The sequence below is a fragment of the Tsuneonella dongtanensis genome, assembly GCF_001698205.1.
Taxonomy (GTDB): domain Bacteria; phylum Pseudomonadota; class Alphaproteobacteria; order Sphingomonadales; family Sphingomonadaceae; genus Tsuneonella; species Tsuneonella dongtanensis.
Genome location: NZ_CP016591.1, coordinates 1,678,448 through 1,701,972, shown reverse-complemented (window position 1 = coordinate 1,701,972; position 23,525 = coordinate 1,678,448). Strand labels below are relative to the sequence as shown.

At 65.8% G+C, this 23,525-nt stretch carries 29 protein-coding genes; 10 read left to right on the top strand and 19 right to left on the bottom strand.

The window, feature by feature from the left end:
* Positions 1-36 precede the first annotated feature (36 nt).
* Both A6F68_RS08320 and A6F68_RS15015 read left to right on the top strand, forming a co-directional pair.
* On the top strand, positions 37-1,341 hold the full coding sequence (locus tag A6F68_RS08320; RefSeq protein ID WP_067678513.1) for a cystathionine gamma-synthase family protein: 1,305 nt from the start codon (positions 37-39) through the stop codon (positions 1,339-1,341).
* Between the two features lie 296 nt (positions 1,342-1,637).
* Complete coding sequence (locus tag A6F68_RS15015) at positions 1,638-2,405, top strand: hypothetical protein (protein ID WP_157096691.1); 768 nt, start codon at positions 1,638-1,640, stop codon at positions 2,403-2,405.
* Positions 2,406-2,453: 48 nt separating this feature from the next.
* On the opposite strand, the gene A6F68_RS08315 is transcribed toward A6F68_RS15015, so the two are convergent.
* Positions 2,454-2,984, bottom strand: coding sequence for an SRPBCC family protein (locus A6F68_RS08315; protein ID WP_067678510.1), 531 nt, complete (start codon positions 2,982-2,984; stop codon positions 2,454-2,456).
* A gap of 65 nt (positions 2,985-3,049) precedes the next feature.
* A complete protein-coding gene (locus A6F68_RS08310; RefSeq protein WP_067678507.1) occupies positions 3,050-3,583 on the bottom strand; it encodes a J domain-containing protein in 534 nt (177 codons plus the stop codon).
* A gap of 104 nt (positions 3,584-3,687) precedes the next feature.
* Here A6F68_RS08310 and A6F68_RS08305 point away from each other — a divergent pair, with 104 nt between their 5' ends.
* Positions 3,688-3,873 carry a hypothetical protein gene (locus tag A6F68_RS08305; protein WP_067678504.1) on the top strand — a complete coding sequence of 62 codons (186 nt, stop codon included), beginning with the start codon at positions 3,688-3,690 and terminating at the stop codon, positions 3,871-3,873.
* On the opposite strand, the gene pal is transcribed toward A6F68_RS08305, so the two are convergent.
* From pal to hisB, 13 genes are all read right to left on the bottom strand, one after another.
* A complete protein-coding gene (gene pal, locus A6F68_RS08300) occupies positions 3,866-4,378 on the bottom strand; it encodes a peptidoglycan-associated lipoprotein Pal (protein ID WP_067678501.1) in 513 nt (170 codons plus the stop codon). The genes A6F68_RS08305 and pal overlap by 8 nt on opposite strands.
* Positions 4,379-4,437: 59 nt before the next feature.
* Positions 4,438-5,814, bottom strand: a complete 1,377-nt coding sequence (tolB, locus tag A6F68_RS08295; protein ID WP_067678497.1) for a Tol-Pal system beta propeller repeat protein TolB — start codon at positions 5,812-5,814, stop codon at positions 4,438-4,440.
* A gap of 2 nt (positions 5,815-5,816) precedes the next feature.
* Positions 5,817-6,605: an energy transducer TonB gene (locus A6F68_RS08290; protein ID WP_067678487.1), complete on the bottom strand. Its 789-nt coding sequence runs from the start codon at positions 6,603-6,605 to the stop codon at positions 5,817-5,819.
* Between the two features lie 11 nt (positions 6,606-6,616).
* Positions 6,617-7,054, bottom strand: coding sequence for an ExbD/TolR family protein (locus tag A6F68_RS08285; RefSeq protein WP_067678484.1), 438 nt, complete (start codon positions 7,052-7,054; stop codon positions 6,617-6,619).
* Complete coding sequence (tolQ, locus tag A6F68_RS08280) at positions 7,054-7,764, bottom strand: protein TolQ (protein ID WP_067678481.1); 711 nt, start codon at positions 7,762-7,764, stop codon at positions 7,054-7,056. Before tolQ ends, A6F68_RS08285 begins: the two co-directional genes overlap by 1 nt.
* On the bottom strand, positions 7,761-8,213 hold the full coding sequence (locus A6F68_RS08275; protein ID WP_067678478.1) for a YbgC/FadM family acyl-CoA thioesterase: 453 nt from the start codon (positions 8,211-8,213) through the stop codon (positions 7,761-7,763). The genes tolQ and A6F68_RS08275 overlap by 4 nt, the downstream gene beginning before the upstream one ends.
* 64 nt (positions 8,214-8,277) lie before the next feature.
* On the bottom strand, positions 8,278-8,652 hold the full coding sequence (locus tag A6F68_RS08270) for a histidine triad nucleotide-binding protein (protein WP_067678476.1): 375 nt from the start codon (positions 8,650-8,652) through the stop codon (positions 8,278-8,280).
* Positions 8,652-8,969, bottom strand: coding sequence for a phosphoribosyl-ATP diphosphatase (locus tag A6F68_RS08265; RefSeq protein WP_067678473.1), 318 nt, complete (start codon positions 8,967-8,969; stop codon positions 8,652-8,654). The genes A6F68_RS08270 and A6F68_RS08265 overlap by 1 nt, the downstream gene beginning before the upstream one ends.
* 40 nt (positions 8,970-9,009) lie before the next feature.
* Positions 9,010-9,165 carry a PEP-CTERM sorting domain-containing protein gene (locus A6F68_RS14710; protein ID WP_084001760.1) on the bottom strand — a complete coding sequence of 52 codons (156 nt, stop codon included), beginning with the start codon at positions 9,163-9,165 and terminating at the stop codon, positions 9,010-9,012.
* A 70-nt stretch (positions 9,166-9,235) separates the two neighbouring features.
* Entirely contained in the window at positions 9,236-9,994 is a 759-nt protein-coding gene (hisF, locus tag A6F68_RS08260; RefSeq protein WP_067678470.1) for an imidazole glycerol phosphate synthase subunit HisF, read from the bottom strand.
* Entirely contained in the window at positions 9,991-10,719 is a 729-nt protein-coding gene (gene hisA, locus A6F68_RS08255) for a 1-(5-phosphoribosyl)-5-[(5-phosphoribosylamino)methylideneamino]imidazole-4-carboxamide isomerase (protein WP_067682318.1), read from the bottom strand. The genes hisF and hisA overlap by 4 nt, the downstream gene beginning before the upstream one ends.
* Positions 10,716-11,345: an imidazole glycerol phosphate synthase subunit HisH gene (hisH, locus tag A6F68_RS08250; RefSeq protein ID WP_067678467.1), complete on the bottom strand. Its 630-nt coding sequence runs from the start codon at positions 11,343-11,345 to the stop codon at positions 10,716-10,718. Before hisH ends, hisA begins: the two co-directional genes overlap by 4 nt.
* Before the next feature lie 113 nt (positions 11,346-11,458).
* Positions 11,459-12,052 carry an imidazoleglycerol-phosphate dehydratase HisB gene (hisB, locus tag A6F68_RS08245; protein ID WP_067678465.1) on the bottom strand — a complete coding sequence of 198 codons (594 nt, stop codon included), beginning with the start codon at positions 12,050-12,052 and terminating at the stop codon, positions 11,459-11,461.
* A 116-nt stretch (positions 12,053-12,168) separates the two neighbouring features.
* On the opposite strand from hisB, the gene A6F68_RS08240 reads away from it, so the two are divergent.
* The 7 genes from A6F68_RS08240 to A6F68_RS08205 all read left to right on the top strand — a co-directional run bounded on the left by A6F68_RS08240 (position 12,169) and on the right by A6F68_RS08205 (position 18,891).
* Positions 12,169-12,672, top strand: a complete 504-nt coding sequence (locus tag A6F68_RS08240; protein ID WP_067678462.1) for an SspB family protein — start codon at positions 12,169-12,171, stop codon at positions 12,670-12,672.
* 94 nt (positions 12,673-12,766) lie between these two features.
* Positions 12,767-13,162, top strand: coding sequence for a hypothetical protein (locus A6F68_RS08235; RefSeq protein WP_157096690.1), 396 nt, complete (start codon positions 12,767-12,769; stop codon positions 13,160-13,162).
* A gap of 49 nt (positions 13,163-13,211) precedes the next feature.
* Positions 13,212-13,856 (top strand): guanylate kinase, encoded by a 645-nt coding sequence (gene gmk, locus A6F68_RS08230; protein WP_084001759.1) that lies wholly within the window; start codon positions 13,212-13,214, stop codon positions 13,854-13,856.
* Positions 13,857-13,936: 80 nt separating this feature from the next.
* A complete protein-coding gene (locus A6F68_RS08225; protein ID WP_067678454.1) occupies positions 13,937-14,359 on the top strand; it encodes a hypothetical protein in 423 nt (140 codons plus the stop codon).
* Positions 14,360-15,037: 678 nt separating this feature from the next.
* Positions 15,038-15,619, top strand: coding sequence for a hypothetical protein (locus A6F68_RS08215; RefSeq protein WP_067678450.1), 582 nt, complete (start codon positions 15,038-15,040; stop codon positions 15,617-15,619).
* On the top strand, positions 15,616-17,757 hold the full coding sequence (locus tag A6F68_RS08210; protein WP_335673610.1) for a prolyl oligopeptidase family serine peptidase: 2,142 nt from the start codon (positions 15,616-15,618) through the stop codon (positions 17,755-17,757). The genes A6F68_RS08215 and A6F68_RS08210 overlap by 4 nt, the downstream gene beginning before the upstream one ends.
* Before the next feature lie 21 nt (positions 17,758-17,778).
* Complete coding sequence (locus A6F68_RS08205; RefSeq protein ID WP_067678444.1) at positions 17,779-18,891, top strand: TonB family protein; 1,113 nt, start codon at positions 17,779-17,781, stop codon at positions 18,889-18,891.
* Here A6F68_RS08205 and A6F68_RS08200 read toward each other — a convergent pair.
* The 4 genes from A6F68_RS08200 to A6F68_RS08185 form a co-directional block, all read right to left on the bottom strand.
* Positions 18,888-20,246, bottom strand: coding sequence for a DUF418 domain-containing protein (locus tag A6F68_RS08200; RefSeq protein ID WP_067678439.1), 1,359 nt, complete (start codon positions 20,244-20,246; stop codon positions 18,888-18,890). The genes A6F68_RS08205 and A6F68_RS08200 overlap by 4 nt on opposite strands.
* Before the next feature lie 127 nt (positions 20,247-20,373).
* Complete coding sequence (locus tag A6F68_RS08195; protein WP_067678436.1) at positions 20,374-21,171, bottom strand: SDR family oxidoreductase; 798 nt, start codon at positions 21,169-21,171, stop codon at positions 20,374-20,376.
* Positions 21,172-21,185: 14 nt separating this feature from the next.
* Complete coding sequence (locus tag A6F68_RS08190; RefSeq protein ID WP_067678433.1) at positions 21,186-22,325, bottom strand: acyl-CoA dehydrogenase family protein; 1,140 nt, start codon at positions 22,323-22,325, stop codon at positions 21,186-21,188.
* A 3-nt stretch (positions 22,326-22,328) separates the two neighbouring features.
* Positions 22,329-23,510, bottom strand: coding sequence for an acyl-CoA dehydrogenase family protein (locus A6F68_RS08185; protein ID WP_067678431.1), 1,182 nt, complete (start codon positions 23,508-23,510; stop codon positions 22,329-22,331).
* Positions 23,511-23,525 lie beyond the last annotated feature (15 nt).

Here is a 23,525-nt window from a genome sequence, read left to right as displayed (position 1 = left end):
CGCCTTCCTGGGGGCTCATGAGCGGAAGGCACCTCCATGTCCGACACCACCGAAAAGACCCCCGGGCGCAAGCCCAAGCCCACCCTCACCCGCATCGGCAACCGCGAGCTTTCGCCCGCCACCCTGATGATGGGCGCAGGCTACGATCCGCAGCTGTCCGAGGGCAGCCTCAAGCCGCCGATGTTCCTCACCAGCACCTTCGCCTTCGAAAGCGCGGCCGCTGGCAAGCACCACTTCGAGGGCATTACCGGCAAGCGCCCCGGCGGCGCCGAGGGCCTCGTCTATTCGCGGTTCAACGGACCCAACCAGCAGATCCTTGAGGAGCGGCTCGCGATCTGGGACGGCGCGGAAGAGGCGCTGTGCTTTTCCAGCGGCATGACCGCGATCTGCGTTCTGATGCTGGCTCTGTGCAATGCGGGCGACGTGATCGTCCACTCGGGCCCGCTCTACGCCGCGAGCGAAGGCTTCGTCGCCAAGCACATGAGCCGCTTCGGTGTCACCTACATCGATTTCGCGGCCGGCGCCGACCGTGCCGAGCTGGACGCGGTGCTGGCGAAGGCCAAGGCGCAGGCCGACGAGAACGGCGGCAAGGTCGCGATGATCTACCTCGAAAGCCCGGCCAATCCGACCAACGCGCTGGTCGACGTCGAGGCGGTTGCCGCGGCGCGCGACGCCGCCCTGGGCCCCGATTGCCCGATTGCGATCGACAACACCTTCCTCGGCCCGCTCTGGGCCAAGCCGATCGACCAGGGCGCCGACCTCGTCGTCTATTCGCTGACCAAGTACGTCGGCGGCCATTCGGACCTTGTCGCGGGCAGCGTTTCGGGTGCCACCAAGTGGCTCACGCCGGTCAGGATGCTGCGCAACACGATGGGCGGCATCGCCGACCCCAACACGGCGTGGATGCTCCTGCGCAGTCTCGAAACCGTCGAACTGCGCATGAGCCGCGCGGGCGAAAACGCCACCAAGGTCTGCGAGTGGCTCGCCCGGCATCCCAAGGTCGAAGGCCTGGGTTACTTGGGTATGATTGCCGATCCGCGCCAGCAGGACATCTTCGACCGCCACTGCAAGGGTGCGGGCTCCACCTTCTCGCTCTTCATCAAGGGCGGGGAGGCCGAGTGCTTCCGCTTCCTCGACGCGCTGACGATCGCCAAGCTCGCGGTCAGTCTGGGCGGTACCGAAACCCTCGCCAGCCACCCCGCATCGATGACGCATCTGTCGGTGCCCGATGCACGCAAGCAGGCGCTCGGAATCACCGACAACCTCGTGCGCATCAGCATCGGCATCGAGGACGCGGACGACCTCATCGCCGATTTCGCGCAGGCGCTCGACGCGGTGTAGGTCGCGGCTGGTGCGGAACGGCGCGAAAGGTGACACGAAGTACACACCAAAACGCCTCGCCACGTTTGCCCGCTAGGTGGCGGGATCGTCGCAAACATCGTCTATCCCGCGCATCGCGGAGCCGAATGCGATGTTCACCACACTTCGCGCCGCCGGAGCGCGAAATCGGCAGAAGGATCGGATCAGGTCAAAGAGCCAATCGCGAGGCTAGCGCGAGGAGGGGCGTGTAGGAAAGTGGTTTGTCCGCACTTGGGATGGCAAGCGGACATTAACCGCAGCGGCGCTATCGGCGTTGAATGTCAACGAACGCACCCACCGACGAAGAACTACGCCTGCTGGCAATCCTGCAAGGGGTCTGTGTCCAATATATGGGAGGTTCAAGCCTTTCATACATAGACCATGGATTCATGTCGGCAGGCGAACATGCCGTAAGTCTCTTGGCCAAATATGGTTTGCTTGTTCCGGACAGAAGTGGAGGCACTTGGACCCAGAAGGCATGTGCGCTTGAGGCGCTGGATGACCTTGAAATGTCTAACATCGAACTCATTCGTGAATCGTTTGCGGGCGCGTCGGCCAGCAAAACGCTTTCTGAGTTTCCGGGGGTCAATCGAACAAGGCCAGACGTTGAAGTAGGAAGCCTCAGACTTTGGATCACTGGGCTCGCCAAATCTAGAGGCACCAAAAGGCCGAGTTCGTGGCCCGAATTGGAACCAGACCGGCTTGATGTCGAAGCCAGACTTGTCGCTGTTGACCTAGATGCCAAAATTGGGGGCCAGCTCTTTACTCTTGCCGAACTTCAGACGTTTCGTGACTCAATCGACGGTCTCGGCAAACGAGAGGGTTCAGTTGCGAAACTGTCAGGAGTCAATGGCAGCTTGGTTGCTGAACTAGGCACGATGCCTTCTGGTTTGGTCGAAGGATCAGCGAGCATTGGCAATCCCAATTTCGGGACGAATGCAACGGCCCGCCTCCGCTTCAAGGGCGACCATCAGCTTCAGAGCATCATTCAACAAATCGATGTAGTTTTGACCAAGTTTCAACCAGAGATTGCGAAGGACCGATAGTACGCAATGGGGTCGCTAGCAGTCATTCCGCATCGAAGCGTCGTCCGCTCACCGCTGCCCCAATTCTCGCTCGTAGCCCTCGACCGCCTCGACGCCGAATTCGGCCTGGATTTTCAGCTTCGTGAGCGCGTCCGCTGCGGCGACCGATGACTTGGCGACCTCGTCGCCCAGTTCCTCTTCGGTCAGGCCGGGGCGGTGGGTGATGGTGTTGACGAACGTGAGCGTGCACGACCCCTCGCCCGTCGGTTCGATCGTGTAGGCTTCGTGGCTGCCCAGGCGGCGGCCGACTGGCGGGACAATCGAGCAGGCGTAGGCATACGAATGGCCCGGCACCGCTTCGGTCACGCGGAACAGGAAGTTAAGGTCGGGCGCGAGGTCGTACCACAGGCGGTATTCGAGCGGATTGCTCGAAATCTCGCGGATTTCGTTGCCGCGCGCGCGGAGCTGGTGGCGCGCGTCGGCGAAGTCGAGCAGCGCGTAGACTTCGTCCGCAGGACGGTCGATCTCGATCGAGACCTTCATTTCGATCGGCTCATCCGGGAGGAGCGTGGGCCGGTTGCGCTTGAACAGTCCGAACATCGAAGGCTCCCCGCAGCAGTGTTGCGGGGGGTGTAGCGCGAAGCGGTTAGCGTTCGGTTAGGGCCTCAGCCCTTCCACTCGCGCCGGGCCTCGGCCTGCACCAGCACTTCGTAGGCGACCTGAATTTTCTGGAACTCGGCTGCCGCTTCCGCGTCGCCGGGCTTCACGTCGGGATGCACTTTCTTCGCCCGCTCGCGGTAGGCCTTCTTGACCGCCGCGAAGTCGGCATCGGCGGATAGGTCGAACACCTCCAGCGCACGCATCTCGTCGGCACTGCGGCTTCCGTCGCCACTACCGGCCCAGCCATAATGGCCAGCCTGCGCGAAGCCATCGTTGTCGCGCTTCTCATTCGCCGCCCGCTCGGCCGCCTCTTCCTTCGACAGCCCTTCGAAATAGTCCCACTTCGAGTTGTATTCGGCCGCGTGCTTCTGACAGAATTGCCAGCGTTCGGGACTGTTCGGGCTCTTGGGCGCGGGACAGTTTCCAGGCTCGTCGCAGCCATGCCGGTCGCACAGGCGGACCGTGGTCGCCTCGCGTGCAGAGCCGTACCCGCGCCAGCGCGGGAAACCCCAGTCCATCGATCTGCGTGCGCCGACCATCGATCCTTCCTAGGCACCATCCGGGGAAATGCAATGAAGCGCCGGAACCAATCCGCCCACCGTATGTTGCATTGCGGAATCAAAGTCCTTAAGTGAAACCTAAGATGCCGAAGACAAGTCCCCAGCTTCTCCTGTCCGCCGCCGCGAGCACCCTGGCGCTGGCCGCGCTGGCGTTGAGCGCGCCCACTCTCGATGCCTCGAGCGTCGAGGCCGTGTCGCCGATCGGTGCGGTCGCGGGGATCGACCTGCCGTCGGCCCCCGCCCTGCCCGTGCTTCTTCCGACTAGTTGACCACGATCGAAACCGCGCGGCGGTTCTGCGCCCAAGCGGTCTCGTTCGAACCCAGCGAGACGGGGCGCTCCTTGCCCCAGCTGATCACGCTGATCCGGCTCGCCGCGATGCCGAGCCCGGTCAGGTAATTCTTCGCCGCATTGGCCCGCCGCTCACCGAGCGCGAGGTTGTATTCGCGCGTTCCGCGCTCGTCGGCGTGCCCCTCGATGGTGATGTTCACCTGGGGATACTGGCCGAGATACTGCGCCTGCGTCTGCAGCGCAGCGGCGTCGGCGCTATCGATGTTGTAGCGATCGGTGTCGAAGTAGATCACGTTCTGGCCGTTCACGCCCTGCATGAAGTGCGCCTGCGTGCCCGGCTGCGCGACGCCGGCCATGGTGTCGCCCGGAGTACTGGTCGCGGTGGCCTGGGGCTCGGGCGGGAGCGAAGCCGGGGGTTCCTTCTTGCACGCGGAAAGCGCGGCGGTCCCTGCAAGTAGCGCGGCGACGAGGATACGGCGGTTCATCAGGCAACTCCTTGGTAGTATTCTGGCAGCAGGGCGACCCGCTCGATTAACGAATGCACTTACGGCAGGATGGGTCCCCACGCGGGGTCCGATGCGTCGACCGGCGTCGACAGGCGGCGCTCGTTCCGGCCCGTCAGGTCGACCTGGTAGAGCGCGGTGCGGCCCGAATTGCGCTCGGTACGGAAGAACTGGATGACCCGTCCGTTGGGCGCCCAGGTCGGTGCTTCGTCCTGCCAGCCGTTGGTCAGCGTCCGGACTCCGCCGCCCGAGGGCGACATGACCGAGATGTTGAAGCTGGAGGCGTTGGTGAACGCGATCTGGTCGCCGCGCGGGCTCCACTCGGGGGTTGCGCAGCGGCTGCCGCCGAAGCTGATCCGACGCTGGTTCGAACCGTCGGCATTCATCACGTAGCACTGCTGCGCGCCGGACCGGTCGCTTTCGAACACGATCTGGCTGCCGTCGGGAGAGTACGAGCCGCCGATGTCGATGCCCGGGCCGTCGGTCAGGCGGGTGCTCGCCCCGCCATTCGCGGACACGCGATAGATGTCGGTGTTGCCGTTCACCGCCATCGAATAGAGCACCCAGCGTCCGTCGGGCGACCACCGCGGGGCGAAGGTCGGGTTGCGGCTCTGCGTGACGAGCGTCTGGCGACCCGTGCCGATGTCGTAAACGTAGATGCGCGGGTTGCCGTCGACGTAGCTGAGGTAGAGCAGCCGACGGTAATCGGGCGAATAGCGCGGGGTCAGCGCGGTCGCGCGGCCGTTGGTGATGAAGCGGTGGTTCGCTCCGTCGGAATCCATGATCGCCAGCCGCTTGACGCGGTTATCCTTGGGCCCGGTTTCGGCGATGTAGGCGATGCGGCTGTCGAAGAACGGGCTCTCGCCCGAAAGCCGCGAATAGACGAGGTCGGCGCACTTGTGCGCGGCGCGGCGCCAGTCGACCGGCGGAACGACCCAACCGGCGCGGGCCAATTCCTTGTTCAGCGCCACGTCGTAAAGGTAGCAGCCCACCGTGAGACGCCCATCGGCGCCGGCGCGGACATATCCGTGCACGAGCATCTCGCTGCCACGGCTCGACCAGGTGCCCCACGCGGGACTGGTGATCTCCGGATAGCTCGGCACCGGGAGCGCGCCGGGCCCCGTCGGCTTGAACAGGCCGTTGTTGCGCAGGTTGTTGTAGACCACGTCGGCGATCGCACGCCCGAGCGCGGCCGTCCCGCTGGTGTTGGCCGGGGTCGGCGCGTTGCGGTCGGTCGCGAAAGTGGGGATGGCGATACCAAGGTCGTCGAGATTGCCCTGGTACGTGATCATCCCGGTCAGCCCCTCCTCCTCGGTCGTTTCGACCGCGACGGTTTCGGGCGGCTTCTGGCCGAGGTCCTGCGCGGCGAGCGGTATGGGCGTCGCGAGCAGGAACAGGATGGCGAATTTCTTGAGCATGATCACAGTTCCAGGTTGAAGCCGAGCGGTCCGACGACCTTCCATGCCTCGTAATACTCTTCGGGCAAGTCGAACGGGGCAGCCAGTTGCACCGCGCGGATGGCCAGTTCCCTGTGCCTGTCCGACTGCGGCCGGTTGACGTCGTTCACGCCGGTCTGGCGCACGAAGGTCGGCGCGCCGGCAAGGCTGCCGTCGGGGTTCAAACGAAAGCGCAGGTAGGTCGTGATCTGGTCGACCTCGGGTCCGCTCGGCGGTTTCCAGCGCGGCCGGATCTCGTTCGAGATCGCCTGGAGGAGGCTTGCCTTCGCACTCGCGCCGATCTGGCTCGCGGGTACGCGGGTCTCGCGCGTCGTCGTGCTGTCGCCCGCACCGGGAAGGAAGTCGCTGCCGATGCGGCTGCCGCCCGCCGGCTTGGGGGTGGAACGCTCGCGCGTCGACGGCGCGTCGGGACGGCGGCGCGGTTCGTTCGAGGCCTGGGTGGGCTTCGGCTTGGGCGCCTGGGTCGCCCGGGGCAAGGGCTTGGGGGGAGGAGGCGCGGGAAGCGGCTCGACAACGGGCGCAGGCTCTTCCGCCAGAGTGGGGGCGATCGCGGCCGCGCTCTCGGGCACGGGTTCGGGCGCGGTCGCGGACAAGCCCACGTCGGTCGCCAGGTTGACCGTCATCCGCTCCATCGCAGGGACGGCCTCGCGCTTCGACGACTGAACGAGAAACGCGGCGCCGAGCGCGAGGTGCAGCACCACGGCGATGCCGAGGCCGATGCGCTCTTCCCGCCTGAGGTTAGCGAAAACCATTGTAGTCGTCGCTATGGGGCCGAAACTGAACTGTTGGTGACCAGCGAGATCGAATTGAACCCGCCCCGGTTGAGCTCGCCCATCACCGCCATCACCCGGCCATAGTCGAGCGCCTTGTCGGCGCGCAGGGTAACGACCGGTTTCTCGCCGCCGCTGTCGAGCGCGGCCAGCGCGGCGGGGAAGCCGCCCACCGGCACCCGCTCCTTGTCGATGAAGATGTATCCTTCGCGGTCGATCGACACGGTTACCTGCCGCGGATCCTGGTCGATCGGGTTCGCGCGGCTATCTGGCAGCTCGACCGGGACACCGGCCGTGAGCAGGGGCGCGGTGACCATGAAGATGATCAGCAGGACGAGCATGACGTCGACGAACGGCGTGACGTTGATTTCCGCCATCGGCGCGCGCCCGCGCCGCCTGCCGCGCCGCGATGCCTGCAGGCCCATCGCCATTACATGCCCTCCAGCTCGCGGCTGAGACTGGCATGGAACCTGTCGGCGAAGCGCTGCAGCCGCGCCTCGATCGCGTTCACGGCGTGGCCGAAGCGGTTGTAGGCGATGACCGCCGGGATCGCCGCGAACAGCCCGATCGCGGTGGCGAAAAGAGCCTCGGAGATGCCGGGCGCGACCACCGCGAGCGAGGAATTCTGCTGCTGGCCGATCTGGAAGAAGCTGTTCATGATGCCCCAGACCGTGCCGAACAGGCCTACGAAGGGCGCGACCGAGCCCACCGTGGCAAGGAAGTTGAGCCGACCCGACAGGTCGTCCGCCTCGGTCGCCACCTGGCTTTCCATCGCCGCGGCGAGCCGCTGGCGCAGGCCGTCGCGGTCGGCCACCCGGCCCCCCTTCACCGAATGCTTCCACTCGCGCATCGCCGCCGAAGCGACCCGCGCGCTGGCGATGTCCTTTTTGCCGCGCTGGGTCATCAGCGCCTCGAAGCTTTCGGCTTCCCAGAAGGCCTCCTCGTATTCGGCACAGCGCTTGCGGACCGAGGCCATGCGCATCGAGAACCCGACGATGATCATCCAGGTCCATACGCTCGCCAGCAACAGCCCGATCATGACCGCCTGCACGACGATATCGGCGTCGAGGAACAGCTGGACGGGGTTGAGCCGCCCCGGAAGTTCAGGCGTTGCGGCGGCGAGGAGCAGGAGGTCGGTCATTCGCGTCCTTCGGAAAAACTGTTGAATGCTTCGCGCCATGCGGCGGGCTGGCGGCGCGGGCGACCGTTCGGATCGATGAACCCGACCCGCACGGTCTGTTCGGCGATCAATTCATCGCCCCGCATTGCCCGCTGATGAATCCGCACGCTGGCCGCGCCGAGTTCCAAACAGGTGCTTTCGATCACCACGGTGTCGTCGAGCCTGGCGGGACGGGCGTACCTGATGTGCAGGTCCGCCACGGCATAGGCGCCCTCGCCGCTCTCGACTGCGGCCCGCTGGTCGATCCCGAGCATCCGCACGAGATCGCTGCGCGCGCGCTCGAACCAGCGCAGGTAGTTCGCATGGTATACGATGCCCGACAGGTCGGTGTCCTCGTAGTACGCGCGCACCGCGAACAGGTGGCGAGGACCGTCGATGACACCCCCGGGCAATGTTGGCTGCGCGCTCATGCGTCGCGGCGCTTAGCGAATGGCAGAGTCGCGTGGCAAGCGCGCCTGCGTTAATCGGGGTATATCATCCGATCATGCGACCCAGCGGGCGGCCCCCGAAGATGTGCGCATGGAGGTGCGGCACTTCCTGCCCGCCGTGGGTCCCCACGTTGTAGAGGACCCGGTAACCCGTCTCGACCAAGCCGGCCTCGCGCGCGACGTGCCCGATCGCGCGGGCGAGACCGGCAATCTCGGGATCGCTCGCCTGGGCGGAGAAATCGTCCCAGCTCACGTAGGCGCCCCTGGGGATCACGAGAATGTGGACCGGTGCCTGCGGGGCTATGTCGTGGAACGCGAAGGCCCAATCGTCCTCGTAGACCTTGTTGGACGGCAGCTCGCCGCGAAGAATGCGGGCGAAGATGTTGGCGTCGTCATAAGGCTGGGTCGGGTCGATCGGCATCAGGAGCTCCGGCTGGCTTTCTCGTCGAGGCCCGATGTACCCTCGCGACGGTCGAGCTCGGCGAGAACGTCGGACAGCGGAACACCTTTTTCCGCCAGCAGGACGAGAAGGTGGAACAGGACGTCCGCGGCCTCTGCGGTCAGGTCCTCGCGGCTCCCAGACAGCGCGGCGACAACGGCTTCGACCGCTTCCTCGCCCAGCTTGCGGGCAATCACCGCCGCCCCGCGCGCATGGAGCTGCGCGACGTAGCTCGACTGCGCGTCTCCATCGGCCAGCCGGCCGGCGATCGTCCGTTCGAGGCGCGAAAGCGTATCCATGACGCCCGCATGGCGGCGGCGCGGTGCCGCCGTCAAGCCATCAGTCGCGCTTGCGGCGCGAAGTCTGGCGCCCGACGACTACGCCGAGCACGCCTAGACCGAACAGCATCAGGTTGGATGGTTCGGCCACCGCCGTGCTGGCCGCCATCGCGGGCGCGGGCAGTACGAGCAGAAAGAGCGTGAAGGCATCGCGCATGACCCCTCCCCCATGGCCAGGCGGACGGGTTTGCCAATGTCGCAGTCGCGCTCGTCCCACGTCGGGACGATCAGGCGCGCGCGGGCAATCCGGCGGCGCGCAGCGCGTCGTGCGCCTCGGCAATGGTGTGGGTGCCGAAATGGAAGATGCTGGCGGCCAGCACCGCGCTTGCGTGGCCTTCGGTTACGCCTTCGACGAGATGCTGGAGCGTCCCCACACCGCCGCTGGCGATGACCGGGACGGAAACCGCATCGGCGATCTCGCGGGTGAGCGCGAGGTCGTAACCGGCCTGGGTTCCGTCGCCGTCCATCGAGGTGACGAGCAGTTCGCCCGCGCCAAGCTCGGCGAGCCTGACCGCATGTTCGACCGCGTCGAGGTGAGTCGGCTTGCGCCCGCCGTGGGTGAAGATCTGCCACCCCGCCCCGCTGCGCCGCGCGTCGACGCTGGCGACCACGCACTGGCTGCCGAATTTTGCAGCGATCTCGCCGACCAGCTCGGGCCGCGCGACCGCCGCCGAGTTCACCGCCACCTTGTCCGCACCGGCAAGCAGTAGCGCACGCGCATCCTCGACCGAGCGCACCCCGCCGCCGACCGTGAGCGGCATGAAGCACACCTCCGCCGTGCGCCGCACGACGTCGAGCAGCGTCCCGCGCCCCTCGTGGCTGGCCGAGATGTCGAGGAAGCAGAGTTCGTCCGCCCCCGCCCGGTCGTAGGCCTGTGCCTGCTCGACCGGGTCGCCGGCGTCCTTGAGGTCGACGAAATTGACGCCCTTGACCACGCGCCCGTCGCGCACGTCGAGGCAGGGGATGACGCGGATGCGGACGGTCATGCCCGGCTTGCCATTGCGATAGCTGCGGCGAGATCGAGCCGACCTTCGTAAAGCGCGCGGCCAGTGATGACGCCCTCGATCCCGTCACGGGCGTGAAGCGAGAGGACGTGGATATCGTCGAGGCCCTTCACGCCGCCGCTGGCGATCACCGGAATGTCCACTCGCCGCGCGAGGTCGAGCGTCGCGTCGATGTTGACGCCCTTCAAGAGTCCGTCGCGGCCGATGTCGGTGAACAGCAGGCTGGCAACGCCGGCATCCTCGAAGCGGCGGGCGAGATCGACCACCGCCACGTCGGAGACATCGGCCCAGCCCTCGGTCGCGACCATGCCGTCCTTCGCGTCGACCGCGACGACGATGCCGCCCTCGAACTCCTTGGCCATGTCCTTCACGAACTGCGGGTCCTTCAAAGCCGCCGAGCCCATGACCACCCGCGCCACGCCGAGGTCGAACCAGCCCTCCACCGCCTCGCGGTTGCGGATGCCTCCGCCGAGTTGGACGTAGCCGGGAAAGGCCGCGACGATCGCCTCGACCGCCGTGCGGTTTTCGGCGCGCCCCGCGAACGAGCCGTCGAGGTCAACCACGTGAAGGTGTTCGGCCCCGGCCTCGGCAAAAAGCATGGCCTGCGCTGCGGGGTCGTCGCCATAGACGGTGGCGCGGGCCATGTCGCCTTCGGCCAGCCGGACGACCTCGCCGCCTTTCAGGTCGATCGCGGGGAAGACGATCACGGGTTCCACTCCAGGAAGCGGGCGAGCAGGCCGAGGCCGTAGGCCTGGCTCTTTTCCGGGTGGAACTGCACGCCGAGTATGTTGTCGCGCGCGACCGCGGCGACGAGTCCGCCGCCGTGGTCGGTCATCGCGGCGACGTCGCGCCCCTCGGCCACCGCGAAGTGATAGGAGTGCAGGAAGTAGGCTTCTCCCGCCTCGATCAGCTCGGCACCGTCATGATGGGGCATCGGGCGAACGTCGTTCCAGCCCATGTGCGGCACCTTGATCGCCGGATCCGTACGCTCGATCGGGCGCACTTCACCCGCGATCCAGCCGAGCCCCTTGGTCACGCCGTGCTCCTTGCCCCGCGTGGCGAGCAGCTGCATCCCGACACAGATGCCGAGGAAAGGGACGCCGACGTGCAGGACCCGGTCCTCGAGCGCCTCGACCAGCCCTGGAATGGCCTTCAACCCGTGCGCACAGGCCTTGAAGGAACCCACCCCCGGCAGGACGATCCGGCGCGCGCCGCGCACGATCTTGGGATCGGCGGTGACGTGGACATGGCCCGCGCCCGCAGCCTGCAGCGCGTTGTGGACCGAGTGAAGGTTGCCCGCGCCGTAATCGATGAGCGCTATCGCCTCGGACATCCTAGTTTCCCGCACCCGCCTCCGCGGGCGCGGTCCTCGCTAGACGGGCAGCGAAGCTGCCCCCGCTGCGGGCGGCCGTTCGGCCTTGCGGGCGCGATGCGCCCGTTGCTGCGCTAACCACCGAGCTGCCCCTTGGTGCTGGGCACCGCCCCGCCCTTGCGGGGGTCCAACTCGACCGCCTGCCGCATCGCGCGGGCAAAACCCTTGTAGAGCGATTCGCAGATGTGGTGGTTGTTGGTGCCGTAGATCAGCTCGCAGTGGAGCGTGATGCCGCAGGCCTGGCTGACCGAGTGGAACCAGTGCTCGATCAGCTCGGTATCCCACTCGCCGAGCTTTTCCTGGCTGAATCCGGCTCGCCAGACGAGGTAGGGCCGGCCCGAAATATCGAGCGCGACCCGGCTCAGCGTCTCGTCCATCGGGGAGAAGGCCTGCCCGTACCGGCCGATCCCGCCCTTGTCGCCGAGCGCCTGGAGCAGCGCCTGACCGAGCGCGATCGCGCTGTCTTCGGTCGTGTGGTGCTGGTCGACATGAAGGTCGCCGTCGACCTTCATCGTCACATCGATAAGCGAGTGGCGGCTGAACTGCTCGACCATGTGATCGAGGAAGCCGATCCCCGTCTCGACCGAGTACGTGCCGGTCCCGTCGAGATTGACCTCGACGAGAATCTTCGTCTCGCTCGTGTTGCGCTCGATCCGTCCGGTTCGCATGGGCTGCGGCCTATACGCAGCAGCAGCGCGGGCGCAAGCAATCCGCGCTTGGGAGCCGGCGCATCGGGCTTTTGCGGCTTGACCGCATCGCGCCGCACCGCCAATCGTCGCGGGCGATGACCGACGAGACACCCGACAGCCTGATCCCCTACGACGAGATCGTGCAGGAGGCGCTGCGCGCGGTCGTCGGCCGGGTGCTGGGAGAGGTCGAGGCCGCGGGCGGCACGCTGCCAGGCAACCATCATTTCTACATCACCTTCAAGACCGGCGCGCCGGGGGTCGACATCCCCAAGCACCTGCGCGAGCGATTCTCGGACGAGATGACGATCGTGCTCCAGAACAAATTCTGGGACCTTGCGGTGGACGAGGAAGGCTTCACCGTCAGCCTCACCTTCAACCAGGTGCCTGCCAAGCTCGACATTCCGTTCGGCGCAATCACCGCGTTCGTGGACCCGGCGGTCGACTTTGGGCTGCAGTTCCAGGCGACCGTCGCCGACATGGCACCCGAAACGCACGAGGAAGCCGAAAACGACGGTTCGGAACGCGGGCCCCACCCGGCCGTTTCCGAAAGCGACGACGGTTCCAACGTCGTCACGGTCGATTTTGGCCGCAAGAAGTAGCCGCGCGGCCATTGGCGCCGCGCCACAGGGGAGCGGCATGGCGCGCAAGTCCACGAAAACGTTAAAGAAAAATAGCGGCGAAGGCTCCGGCGCGGTGACCGACGTCGGCGCGAAGGGCGTGAGCAAGGCGCTCGCCGCGACGACCGACGCCGAGACCGATGTGCCCGGCCCCAGCGAGAACCCGGCCACCAACCTCATCATCCACGACATCGCAATGCGCGCGGCGGGCCGCGTGGTGCGCCATACGATGGAAAAGGGACTGCTGCGCGGCCGCTATGGCGGTAGCGGGGCCAAGGCGATCATCGAGAACCGCAGCATCGGGCAAGCGCTGGTGAGCTCGCTCATCGCCCGGCTCGCCACCCGCTCGCTGCCCGGCGCGCTGCTGGTCGGCGGCGGACTCGTCGCTAAGACGCTCTACGACCGCGGGCAGTCCAAACGCACGGCAAAGCGGTCGGGCGACAAGACGCTGAGGAAGATGGCGGAGGATTGAACCTTCCGGAAGGGTTGATTCGAGCCCGCCACCCTGCGCAAGAGCGCGCATGGCCGATACCCAATCGCAAGCCCTGAAGCGTCGCGGGCTCATGTTCGTTTTGTCCTCGCCGTCCGGTGCGGGCAAGACCACGATCAGCCGGATGCTGCTCGACGCCGACGACAGCATCAAGCTTTCGGTCAGCTGCACCACCCGCAGCCCCCGCCCGGGTGAGATCGACGGTGTCCACTACCACTTCGTGAGCGACGCCGACTTCGACCGCATGGTCGAGGAGGACGATTTCTACGAATGGGCGCACGTCTTCGGCCACCGCTACGGCACACCCAAGGGGCATATCCGCGAAGCGCTGAAGCAGGGGCAGGACTTTCTGTTCGACATCGACTGGCAGGGCACCCAGCAGCTCTACCAGAAAGACCGGCAGGACGTGGTCAGCGTGTTCATCCTGCCCCCCAGCCTTCCCGAACTCCGCCGCCGGCTCGAAGCGCGCGCGCAGGACAGCGCCGACGTCATCGAGAGCCGCATGGACCGCGCCCGCGGCGAAATCAGCCACTGGGCCGAGTACGAGTACGTCGTGATCAACGACGATGTCGAAGCGTGCTTCCGCAAGGTGCAGGAAATCCTCCACGCCGAACGCATGGAACGCACGCGGCAGACCGGACTGATCCCGTTCGTGCGGGAGCTGATGGGGAGTTAGGGCTGCTACTGGGCGGGAAAGCGGACTGTCCGCTAACGACTCCCATTGCGGACATTGGGGACGCGTGGGATGTTCGAGGGATGCAAACACCTGCTGTAACGCTTGCCGCTGCCCTTCGAGACCGGGAGTGCCGCGTCGCGCGCCGAGAAGCTGATTGGGTCTTTGACTTCGGCGAAGGTAACAGCATCGCTGCCTCGGTCCCTTGGCGCGTTGTAACCGCCGATGGTATTATTGCACACGGCCACGAAGATGATGGTCAATGGTTTGGCCTCGGCCAGCCGGTGGACGGACAGGCCCGCAGCAACGAGTTGCTCAACAGCCAAAAGGTTGTGGGCGTTGAAGTTGATGCAGGCACAGCCGATTTGCGCGTGGTCTTTGACGGCGGTGCCCGTCTCGACTTCTTCAATAACTCGTCCGGTTACGAAGGTTGGCAAGCCGTGATCGGAGGCCAGAACGGCCTTACTGTGATCGCGCTGGGCGGCGGGGGCCTGGCCACTGACTAATGTCGGCCTTCCACCCTCTCATCAGACGTTCGCACCGAGTCCGGCGCAAGCCAGAAGCCGACAGGCTGGTTTCGCGCTTCGCAACCCGAAAGCCGCTTGTCAGTAAACGACCCCATTGCGGACATGGCGTGAGACCGTAAGCTTGCCTCATGACTTTGCTCCATCTGCGCTTTGCACCTGAAGACAAATGGCACGGTGAGCTAATCGCGACGTGCTCGCACGACCACTATTCGGGTCGGGGCAGCGCTTGGTTTAACAGAGATGACATCCGGGCTTTCGCGCAAGCACTTGCCGCTTACCCCCTCGATGCTAATAATCCGCCTTCGCTGGCTGGCGGTTTCTGGACAGACGGGGCGGATGCTGCCGGTCTCACGGAAGTGCACCTCGGGATTGATGTTGCCCCATACGACGCACTTGGCAGGTTACGTTTCACCGTTCGCTTAGCGAATGAGGTTTGGGGTGCGTCTGAACAAACTCTCGAATGCCAAGCCACGCTTCGTTTCCTCGGAGCGTATAGCGACTTGGCCCCATTTGCGGCTGCCCTGCTAAGCTTGGCAGATGGACTGGCGAGTGAGGCAGAGGTGCAGTTCTCTACCTAACAAGAATGGCAGCTTTCCACCCCAATAGCCGCCGAAAACCGCTTTCCTACACCCCACGCGTTGTGCCCTACCCTCGTGGATGTCGCACTCGCCTGCCCATCGTGTCCGCCGCAAGCCGGGGTTCTTCCATCCGGTGCCGGTTCGCGCCCGGTGCGACGGGTGGAGCATCGTGCGGCAGTGCCATTTCCTGGCGTATCTCTACCTCACGGGGTCGGTTACTGCTGCGGCGCGTGGCGTCGGAATGTCGCCGAAGTCGGCGTATCGACTGCGCGCGCGTGACGGAGCCGAAGGCTTCGCCTACGAATGGGACCGGGTGCTGACCCACCCGGGCACCGGGCGGCCCACCCCGCCCCCGATCGATTACCGCAAGGTCACGAATCCAACGCTCCGGCACCGCGTGGAGATCGGCCGCGTCAAGCCGGTGCTGCACATGGGGCAAGTCGTCGGTATCGCGAGAAAGGCCGATAATACAACGCTCTTGCGCGCCTTGCGGCGGCACGATGCGGTGTGCGCGAGCATCGACCGGGACGAGCGGGAGGAGGACCGGCGAGTTTTCGCGAATACCCGTTTCGGTGTGACAGGGCCGATCGACGAACGACGGTTGCCTCTCGCGGACGCGCCGCTAGGGTGCCGCTTCCAGTCGCAGGGAGATCCCCGTTGAAACTCGTTTCCGCAACCGCCATCGCGGTTGCCATGACCTTTTCCGCCGCCGCCAACGCGCAGACCAACAACCCCGCCGAAACCGTCGACCCGACCGAAGCGGCCAGCGATGACCCGTTCCTGTGGCTCGAGGAAACCCGTAGCGAGGAAGCGCTCGCCTGGGTCCGCGCCCAGAACGAGAGGGTCGCACAGACCCTGGGCGAGGACCCGCGGTTCGCGCAACTGCAGGCAGACGCGCTTGCCATCCTCGACGCCAAGGACCGCATCCCCGGCGTCGGCTTCGCCAGCTACGGCATGGTCAATTACTGGCAGGACGCCACGAACCCGCGCGGCCTCGTCCGGGTGACCACGCTCGACAGCTACCGCACCGACAATCCGGTGTGGGAAACGATCCTCGACATCGATGCGCTCGCCAAGGCCGAGGGCCGCGAGTGGGTCTACAAGGGCATGAGCTGCCTGCCGCCCGCTGGCACGAAATGCATGGTCGCGCTGTCGGACGGCGGCAAGGACGCCACCGAACTGCGCGAATTCGACGTGACCACCCGCAGCTTCGTGAAGGACGGGTTCTACCTGCCCGAAAGCCAGGGCAGCGTGCAGTGGGTCGACGAGGATACCCTCCTCGTCAGCCGCGACTTCGGCAACGGCACCGTGACCGAGAGCCTGTATCCCTTCACCACCCGCGAATGGAAGCGCGGCACGCCGATCGAAGATGCGCCGGAGATCTTCCGCGGCGACGCCAAGGACGTGTCCTCTAGCGCCTATCTCGTGCGCGATGCGACCGGCAAGATCCACGCGCGCGCCGCCCGGCGCGGGGTATCGTTCTTCGAACGCGAGAATTACATCTGGCACGGCGGCGACTGGCTCAAGCTCGACATGCCGAAGAAGGCGGGCTTCGGCGGCATTGTCGACGGCCGCATCATCTTCAGCACCGACGAGCCCTGGACGATCGGCAGCACCACCTATGCTCCGGACACGATCCTCTCTGCCGACCTGGCGGAATTCCTGGCGGACCCCAACGGCGCTGCGAAGTCGCTCGTCTGGGCGCCCGGCCCGAAGCAGACGGCGCGCGGCAGCGCGATCACCCGCGACGCGCTGTACGTCAGTCTGCTCGACAACGTGCGCGGACGCGTGTTGCGGTTCGACTTCGCCGACGGCAAGTGGACATCGTCTCCGGTCGCTCTCCCGCAGAATGCCACCGTCGGGATTGCCGCGGCCTCGAACGAGACCGGCGAGATCATGTTCTCCTCGACCGATTTCCTCACGCCCTCGCAGCTCTGGTATTCGGACGGCAGCGCCGCCCCGGCGGTCATCAAGACGAGTCCCGAGCGCTTCGACGCGAGCGGCCTTGCGATCAGCCAGCACGAGGCGACCAGCAAGGACGGAACCAGGATTCCCTACTTCGTCGTCGCGAAGGAGGGTGTGAAGCTCGACGGCAAGACGCCGACCCTGCTCTACGGCTACGGTGGCTTCCAGTCGTCCGAACTTCCCGGATATTCGGGCACGATCGGCAAGCTCTGGCTTGAAAAGGGCGGCGCCTATGTGCTGGGCAACATGCGCGGCGGCGGCGAGTTCGGCCCGCTCTGGCACCAGACCGCGATGCGCGAGAACAAGCAGCGCACCTGGGACGATTTCATCGCCATCGGCGAGGACATCGTGCAGCGGGGGCTGACCAGTCCGAAGCACCTCGGCATCATGGGCGGCAGCCAGGGCGGCCTGCTGGTCGGAACCGCGTTCACGCAGCGGCCCGACCTGTTCAACGCCGCGATCGTGCAGATCCCCCTCTTCGACATGCTGCGCCTGCCCTACATCGGCCGCGGCGCTTCGTGGATCGGCGAATACGGCGATCCGCGCATTCCCGAACAGCGCAAGTGGATCGAGGCCTACTCCCCCTACCAGAAGCTGGTGAAGGGCGTGGATTTCCCCACTCCGTTCTACTGGGCCAGCACCGCCGACGACCGCACCCATCCGAGCCACGCCCGCAAGGCGGCCGCCCGGATGAGCGCGAACGGCCAGCCGTACTATTATTTCGAGGACATGACCGGCGGCCACTCGGGCGGCGTCGACAACGCCCAGCGCGCGAAAATCCAGGCCTATCAGTGGGTCTATCTGATGCAGCAGCTGATGGACGGCGGCGAGTAACGCAGAGACGGAGCACGCTTCATGACACGTCTGTTCGCATCCTTCTCGGTTCTGCTGGCGCAATCCGCCATCGGGGCAACGGCTGCGGCGAGCATTCCTTCGCCGATCGTCACCGCACCCGCCCAGCGCACGATCGTGCGCTGGATTTCGGGTGAGGTGCGCTGCGGCGATGCACGGCCGGACATGTCCGGCTTGCGAAGCACCTGGCCGGACTCGACATTCGCAGGTCCGGCTGTGCGCATCGCCGATGTCACATTCAGCTTCGCGATCGATGCTCAGGGCCGTGTCCGGTCAGTGACGCCATTAGGGCAACAGGGCTCCGTAGGCGGAACGGACCTGGGCCCTTCGCTCGTGGCCAGTCGTTTTCCCGCGGGGCAGCCGCACGAAACGTGCCTCGTCACCTATTCGCCGAACGCGACGCCCCTGTCCGTCGCGCCGATCGCGGACCTGCTCGAGTTCTCGGTTCGTCCGGGGCCGATGCGGCTACCCAAGGAAGGCTGGGACCGGATCGCCGCCTCATTCGAATGCAACAAGTCTCCGCGTCCGCAGGCGCTCGTGCGGCGATATCCCGATCCCCGCCGCGTCCCCGAAACGCCCGGTCAGCAGCAATGGACGCTGGTGGCGTTCGACCTCGACCAGTCGGGCGCGGCGACGAACGCACGGATCGCCGCGGGGACCGGGTCCAAGGTGTTGGACGACGCAGCTCTGGAAGCCGCCGCCGGCAACCGCTTCGCCAGCGGCGCGCGCGAGGGATGCCTGCAACCTTTCGTCCGCCGCGCAGGCACACTCGATGCGCCCGAGCTTCCCGACGCCCTGCGCGATGAATCGCCGGAGGGCGCTTGCGGCGGCAAGGGCAACTGGCAGGTCGAGCCGCGCCTCGTCTATCCAGAGCACTACCGCCTGCGCTCGATCGAGGGTTGGGCGAAGCTGACCTACGACGTCGCGCCGTGGGGAGCGATCGACAACGTCCGCGTCGTCGAAAGCCAGCCGAGCGCCGATTTCGGCCGGCAGGCGCAGATGATGCTGCGGCAGGCCAAGGTCGTGCAGGGCAACGGAACGACCGGCTGCAGCCAGATCGTCCGCTTCCGCATGGCCGGGGATCTGTCGGCCGACGAATCCCCCGCGATGGACTAGGTCGCGCCGAGCATCTGCCCCGGCACCGGGCCGCTCCCGCCGCCGGACAGCCGCATCGGCTGCGGCTTCCAGTAGGTCAGCGAACGCCAGACCCATTCGAGCGGGCCGAAGCGAAAATTCTTCAGCCAGATGACGCTGATCGTCATCTCGACCGCCGCGATCGTCAGCACCAGAAGGTAGAGCTGGGACCGGTCGAGCTGGCCGTAGAGCCCGAACCCGAAGCCGTAGAACAGCGCAGTGCAGATCAGCGTCTGGCCGATGTAGTTCGACAGCGCCATCTGCCCCGCCGCCGCGAATCCGCGCTGCAGCCAGCGGAGCACGCCAAGGCGGATCACGAGCAGCACCAGTCCCAGATGGCCGAAAACCATCGCGAGCCGGCTGAACTCGTAGGTGCGCGACGCCTCGGCCGACGCCACGGCGCCGTAGTCGCCCGCCTGCAGGATGCCGAGTTCGTAAATCCCGAGGGGGATTCCGATGGCGTAGCCCACCCCCATCATCAGCGCGTAGAACTTCGCTTCGCGCTCGGCCGAAAGCACGCGCCATTTCAGCAGGGCCATGCCGATCAGCATGAACGGCATCATGTCCGTGAAAAGCCAGAACGGCAGGTCGTTCCACTGGAAGTCGCGGCTGAACTCCCACTGCCCCGCGACAGCCTCGGGGTATGAACCAGAGTGCCACGCCTCGAACATGGCGGTGCTCTCCGCGGTTGGAGTGGTGTGCATCACCATTTCGTTCCACTCGTCGAGCGCCATCTGCTGCTCGGGATCGAGCGTCCCGCCACTGGCGACCACCGCCTCGAGCTGCTCTGCAGTCTCGGACAGTTCGACCGTATCGTGATAGTCGCTGTTGAGCACCACGGCTGCCACTGCCAGCGCAGCGATCCCGATCGCGAACTGCCATTTCGCCGCCATCTTGCGAAAGGCGAACAGCAGGAACCCGCACAGCGAATAGGCGAACAAGATTTCGCCGGTCCACAGCAGCAGCGCCCAGTGGACGAAGCCGAACAGCATCAGCCAACTCATCCGGCGGAAGTGGATTTCCGCGGTCGTCAGCCCGGCGCCGCTGCTCTCCATCCGTTCGGTCATGAGCACGATGCCAGCACCGAACAGCAGGGAGAAGATGCCCCGCATCGTCCCCTCGAAGCCGACATTCATGATCTCGAAAAGGCGCAGGTTGAGCGGATCGGTCCCGCCGGCGGCATACGGGTTTCCGTAGGCCTGCCAGATCAGGCCGAACGCCGATATGTTCATCAGCAGGATGCCGAACACGGCGATCCCGCGCAGAATATCCAGCGAGTCTATGCGATCGGATTTCTTGACGGGCGCGGCGGTGGCCGCGATCTCGGCATCGGTCATCAGGAACCCCCCAGTCCCCCGAGCAGCTTCTTGCTGCGACCCGATGTTCGCACTCCCGACCTCGGTGCTCCGGTGCGCGTTATCGCCTTGCTAGTAGCCGATTACGCCAATGGCAATCACATCGCCACTATGACGGTTCTGCAAAATGGCTCGGGAGGTGTGCGTTGACGATGCCGCCGTCCACGGTGAGCGTCTCGCCGATAGTGTAGTCGCCGGCCCGGCTCGCCAGGTAGACCGCGCTTCCGCCCATGTCGTACTTGTCGCCGACCCGCTTGTTGGGAATGCCCTTGCTGCTGGTATCGGCATGGTCGCGGGCGACCTTGTTCATGCTTGAGGGAAACGCGCCCGGCGCGATCGCGGTGACGTAGACGTGGTCCTTAACCAGCCGCGCGGCCATCCGGCGCGTCAGGTGGATCAGCGCGGCCTTGGACGCTTGGTAGCTGTAGGTTTCCCACGGATTGATCCGGAGACCGTCCACCGAGGCGATGTTGATGACCTTGGAAGGATGAGCCTGGCTGGCGCCCGCGGTCAGGAGCTTGTGCAGCTTCTGTGTCAGGAAAAACGGTGATTTGACGTTCAGGTCCATCACCTTGTCCCAACCGGCCTCGGGGAAGTCGAGATAATCGTTACCCCACGCAGCGCCGGCATTGTTGACGAGGATGTCGAGCCTCGACTCGCGCGCGGAAATCTCTTCGACCAGCGCGTCGATCCCGGCCATCGTCGAGATATCGCCCTGAATGCCGATGACCTTGTCGCCAAGCTCTGTGCAGGTCTCTTCGATCTCGTTGATCTTGCGGGCCGAGATATAGACCCTGTCGATGCCCGCCGCGAGAAATCCCTCGACGATCATCTTGCCGATCCCGCGGCTGCCGCCGGTCACCAGCGCGACGCGGCCTTTGAGGCTGAACATGTCTTCGAGGGTCATCGCATCTTCTCCGGTCAGTAGCCGCTCAGCCGCGCCACGCGGTCGGCGTGGTAGTACACATCGCCCATGAACTCGGCGAGCGCGCGGTCGCGCTTCATGTATAGTCCGATGTCGTACTCGTCGGTCATGCCGATGCCGCCGTGCATCTGCACGCCTTCCTTGACCGCGAGTCCTGCCGCCTTGCCGACCTTGGCCTTGGCGACCGACGCCATGAGGCTCGCCTGTTCGCTTCCGGCATCCAGCAGTTGCTGCGCCTTGATCGTCGCGGCGCGGGCGATCTCGACTTCCGAATAGAGGTGCGCGGCACGGTGCTGCAGCGCCTGGAACTCGCCGATCAGCTTGCCGAACTGCTTGCGCTGCTTGAGGTAGTCGACGGTCATGTCCATCGATCCGCGCGCGACGCCGATCCCCTCGGCAGCCGCGCCGACGCGCCCCGCGTCGAGTACTTTGTTGAGCACGGTGCGCCCGCCGTCGACCTCGCCGATCACCGCATCGCCGTCCAGTTCCACCCCGTCGAGCGTGACGTGGCTGGCCATCGAGCTGTCGACCAGCCGTACCGAGTTGTGACCGAGGCCCGCCGCATCCTTCGGCACCGCGAACAGCGTGACGCCGTCCTCGTCGTCGTCGGCTCCCGCGGTGCGTGCGGCGACCACGATCATGTCGGCGCTGGCGCCGTGGACGACGAAGTCCTTCTTGCCCGTCAGGCGAAACCCGTTGCCCGACTTCTCGGCGCGGGTGGCGATGCGCTCGGGCCGGTGCTTGGCGCCTTCATCGATCGCAACAGCGAACACGCTGTCGCCCGCGATCAGCCCGGGGAGCCAACGCCCCTTGCCTTCCGCGCTGGCGTGGGCGAGCGCGCTCGCGGCCATGACCGAGCTGGTCAGGAACGGCGACGGAGTGAGGTTGCGGCCGATTTCCTCAAGCACGATCCCGGCTTCGACGTGGCCCATGCCGAGCCCGCCGTCCGCTTCGGGCACCAGCAGGCCGGTGAAGCCCATCTCGGCCATCTGCTTCCACAGGTCGTGGCCGAACCCGTCCTTGCAGCCCCGGTCGCGCCAGTGTCGCAACTGTTTCCCGATCGCGCCTTCCTCGCCCATGAACTGCGCGGCGGTTTCGGCGAGCATCGCCTGGTCTTCGGTGTGATAGAGTGGCATCGATCAGGCCCCCGGGAGTTCGAGAATGCGCTTGGCGACGACGCCGAGCATGACTTCGCTGGTACCGCCCTCGATCGAATTGGCCTTGGTCCGCAGCCACTCGCGCGCCCGCGCTCCGCCGCGAGTCTCCTCGCTATCCCATTCGAGCGCGGTCGAGCCGCCCGCGGCCATGAACAATTCGTGGCGACGCTTGTTCAGCTCGGTCCCGGCGTACTTCATCATGTTCGGCTGGGCCGGATGCGCCTTGCCGACCTTGATCTCGTCGAGGAATTTTTCGCCCATACAGGCATAGGCGAGCGCGTCGACATCGAACATCGCCAGCTCGGCGCGGAGGAGCGGGTCGAGTTCGCCCGCACTGCGCTTCATCGCAGCGCCGATCGCGCTGGTGCGCGCGCCGCCGTCGGCCCCCGAGATCATCTCGCGCTCGTGGCCGAGCAAGTACTTTGCGACGTCCCAGCCGCGATTGACCTCACCCACCTGCGCGGGAATGTCCTCGCCATACGACTTGGGCACCTTCACGTCGTCGAAGAATGTCTCGCAGAACGGCGAGTTACCGCTGATCAGCAGGATGGGCTTCGTAGTGACCCCAGGCGTTTCCATGTCGTAGAGCATGAAGGTGATGCCCTGGTACTTGTTCGCCTTGTCGGTGCGCACGAGGCAGAAGATCCAGTCGGCCTTGTCGGCGTAGCTGGTCCAGATCTTCTGACCGTTCACGATCCAGTGATCGCCCTTGTCCTCGCCGAAAGTCTGCAAGCTCACGAGGTCAGAACCCGAGCCAGGTTCGGAATAGCCCTGGCACCAGCGGATTTCGCCACGGGCGATCTGGTTCAGGAAGTGCTTCTTCTGCCCTTCGGTGCCGAAGTGCAGCAGCGCCGGCCCAAGCATCCAGATGCCGAAGCTCGAAAGAGGGGGACGAGCGGAAATGCGCGCCATCTCCTCGCGCAGAACCTTGGCCTCCGCCGGCGAGAGCCCGGCGCCCCCATACTCCTTCGGCCACGCTGGAACCGTGTAGCCCTTGTCCCGACACGCTTCGAACCATGCCTTCTGCGCGTCATTCTTGAAGGTCGCGCGACGACCGCCCCAGTAGACGTCCGATTCGTCCTGCACCGGCTGGCGCATTTCGGGTGGGCAATTCGCTTCGAGCCACGCGCGGGTTTCGGCGCGGAAGGCTTCAAGATCGGCCATGTCCGGGTCTCCTCT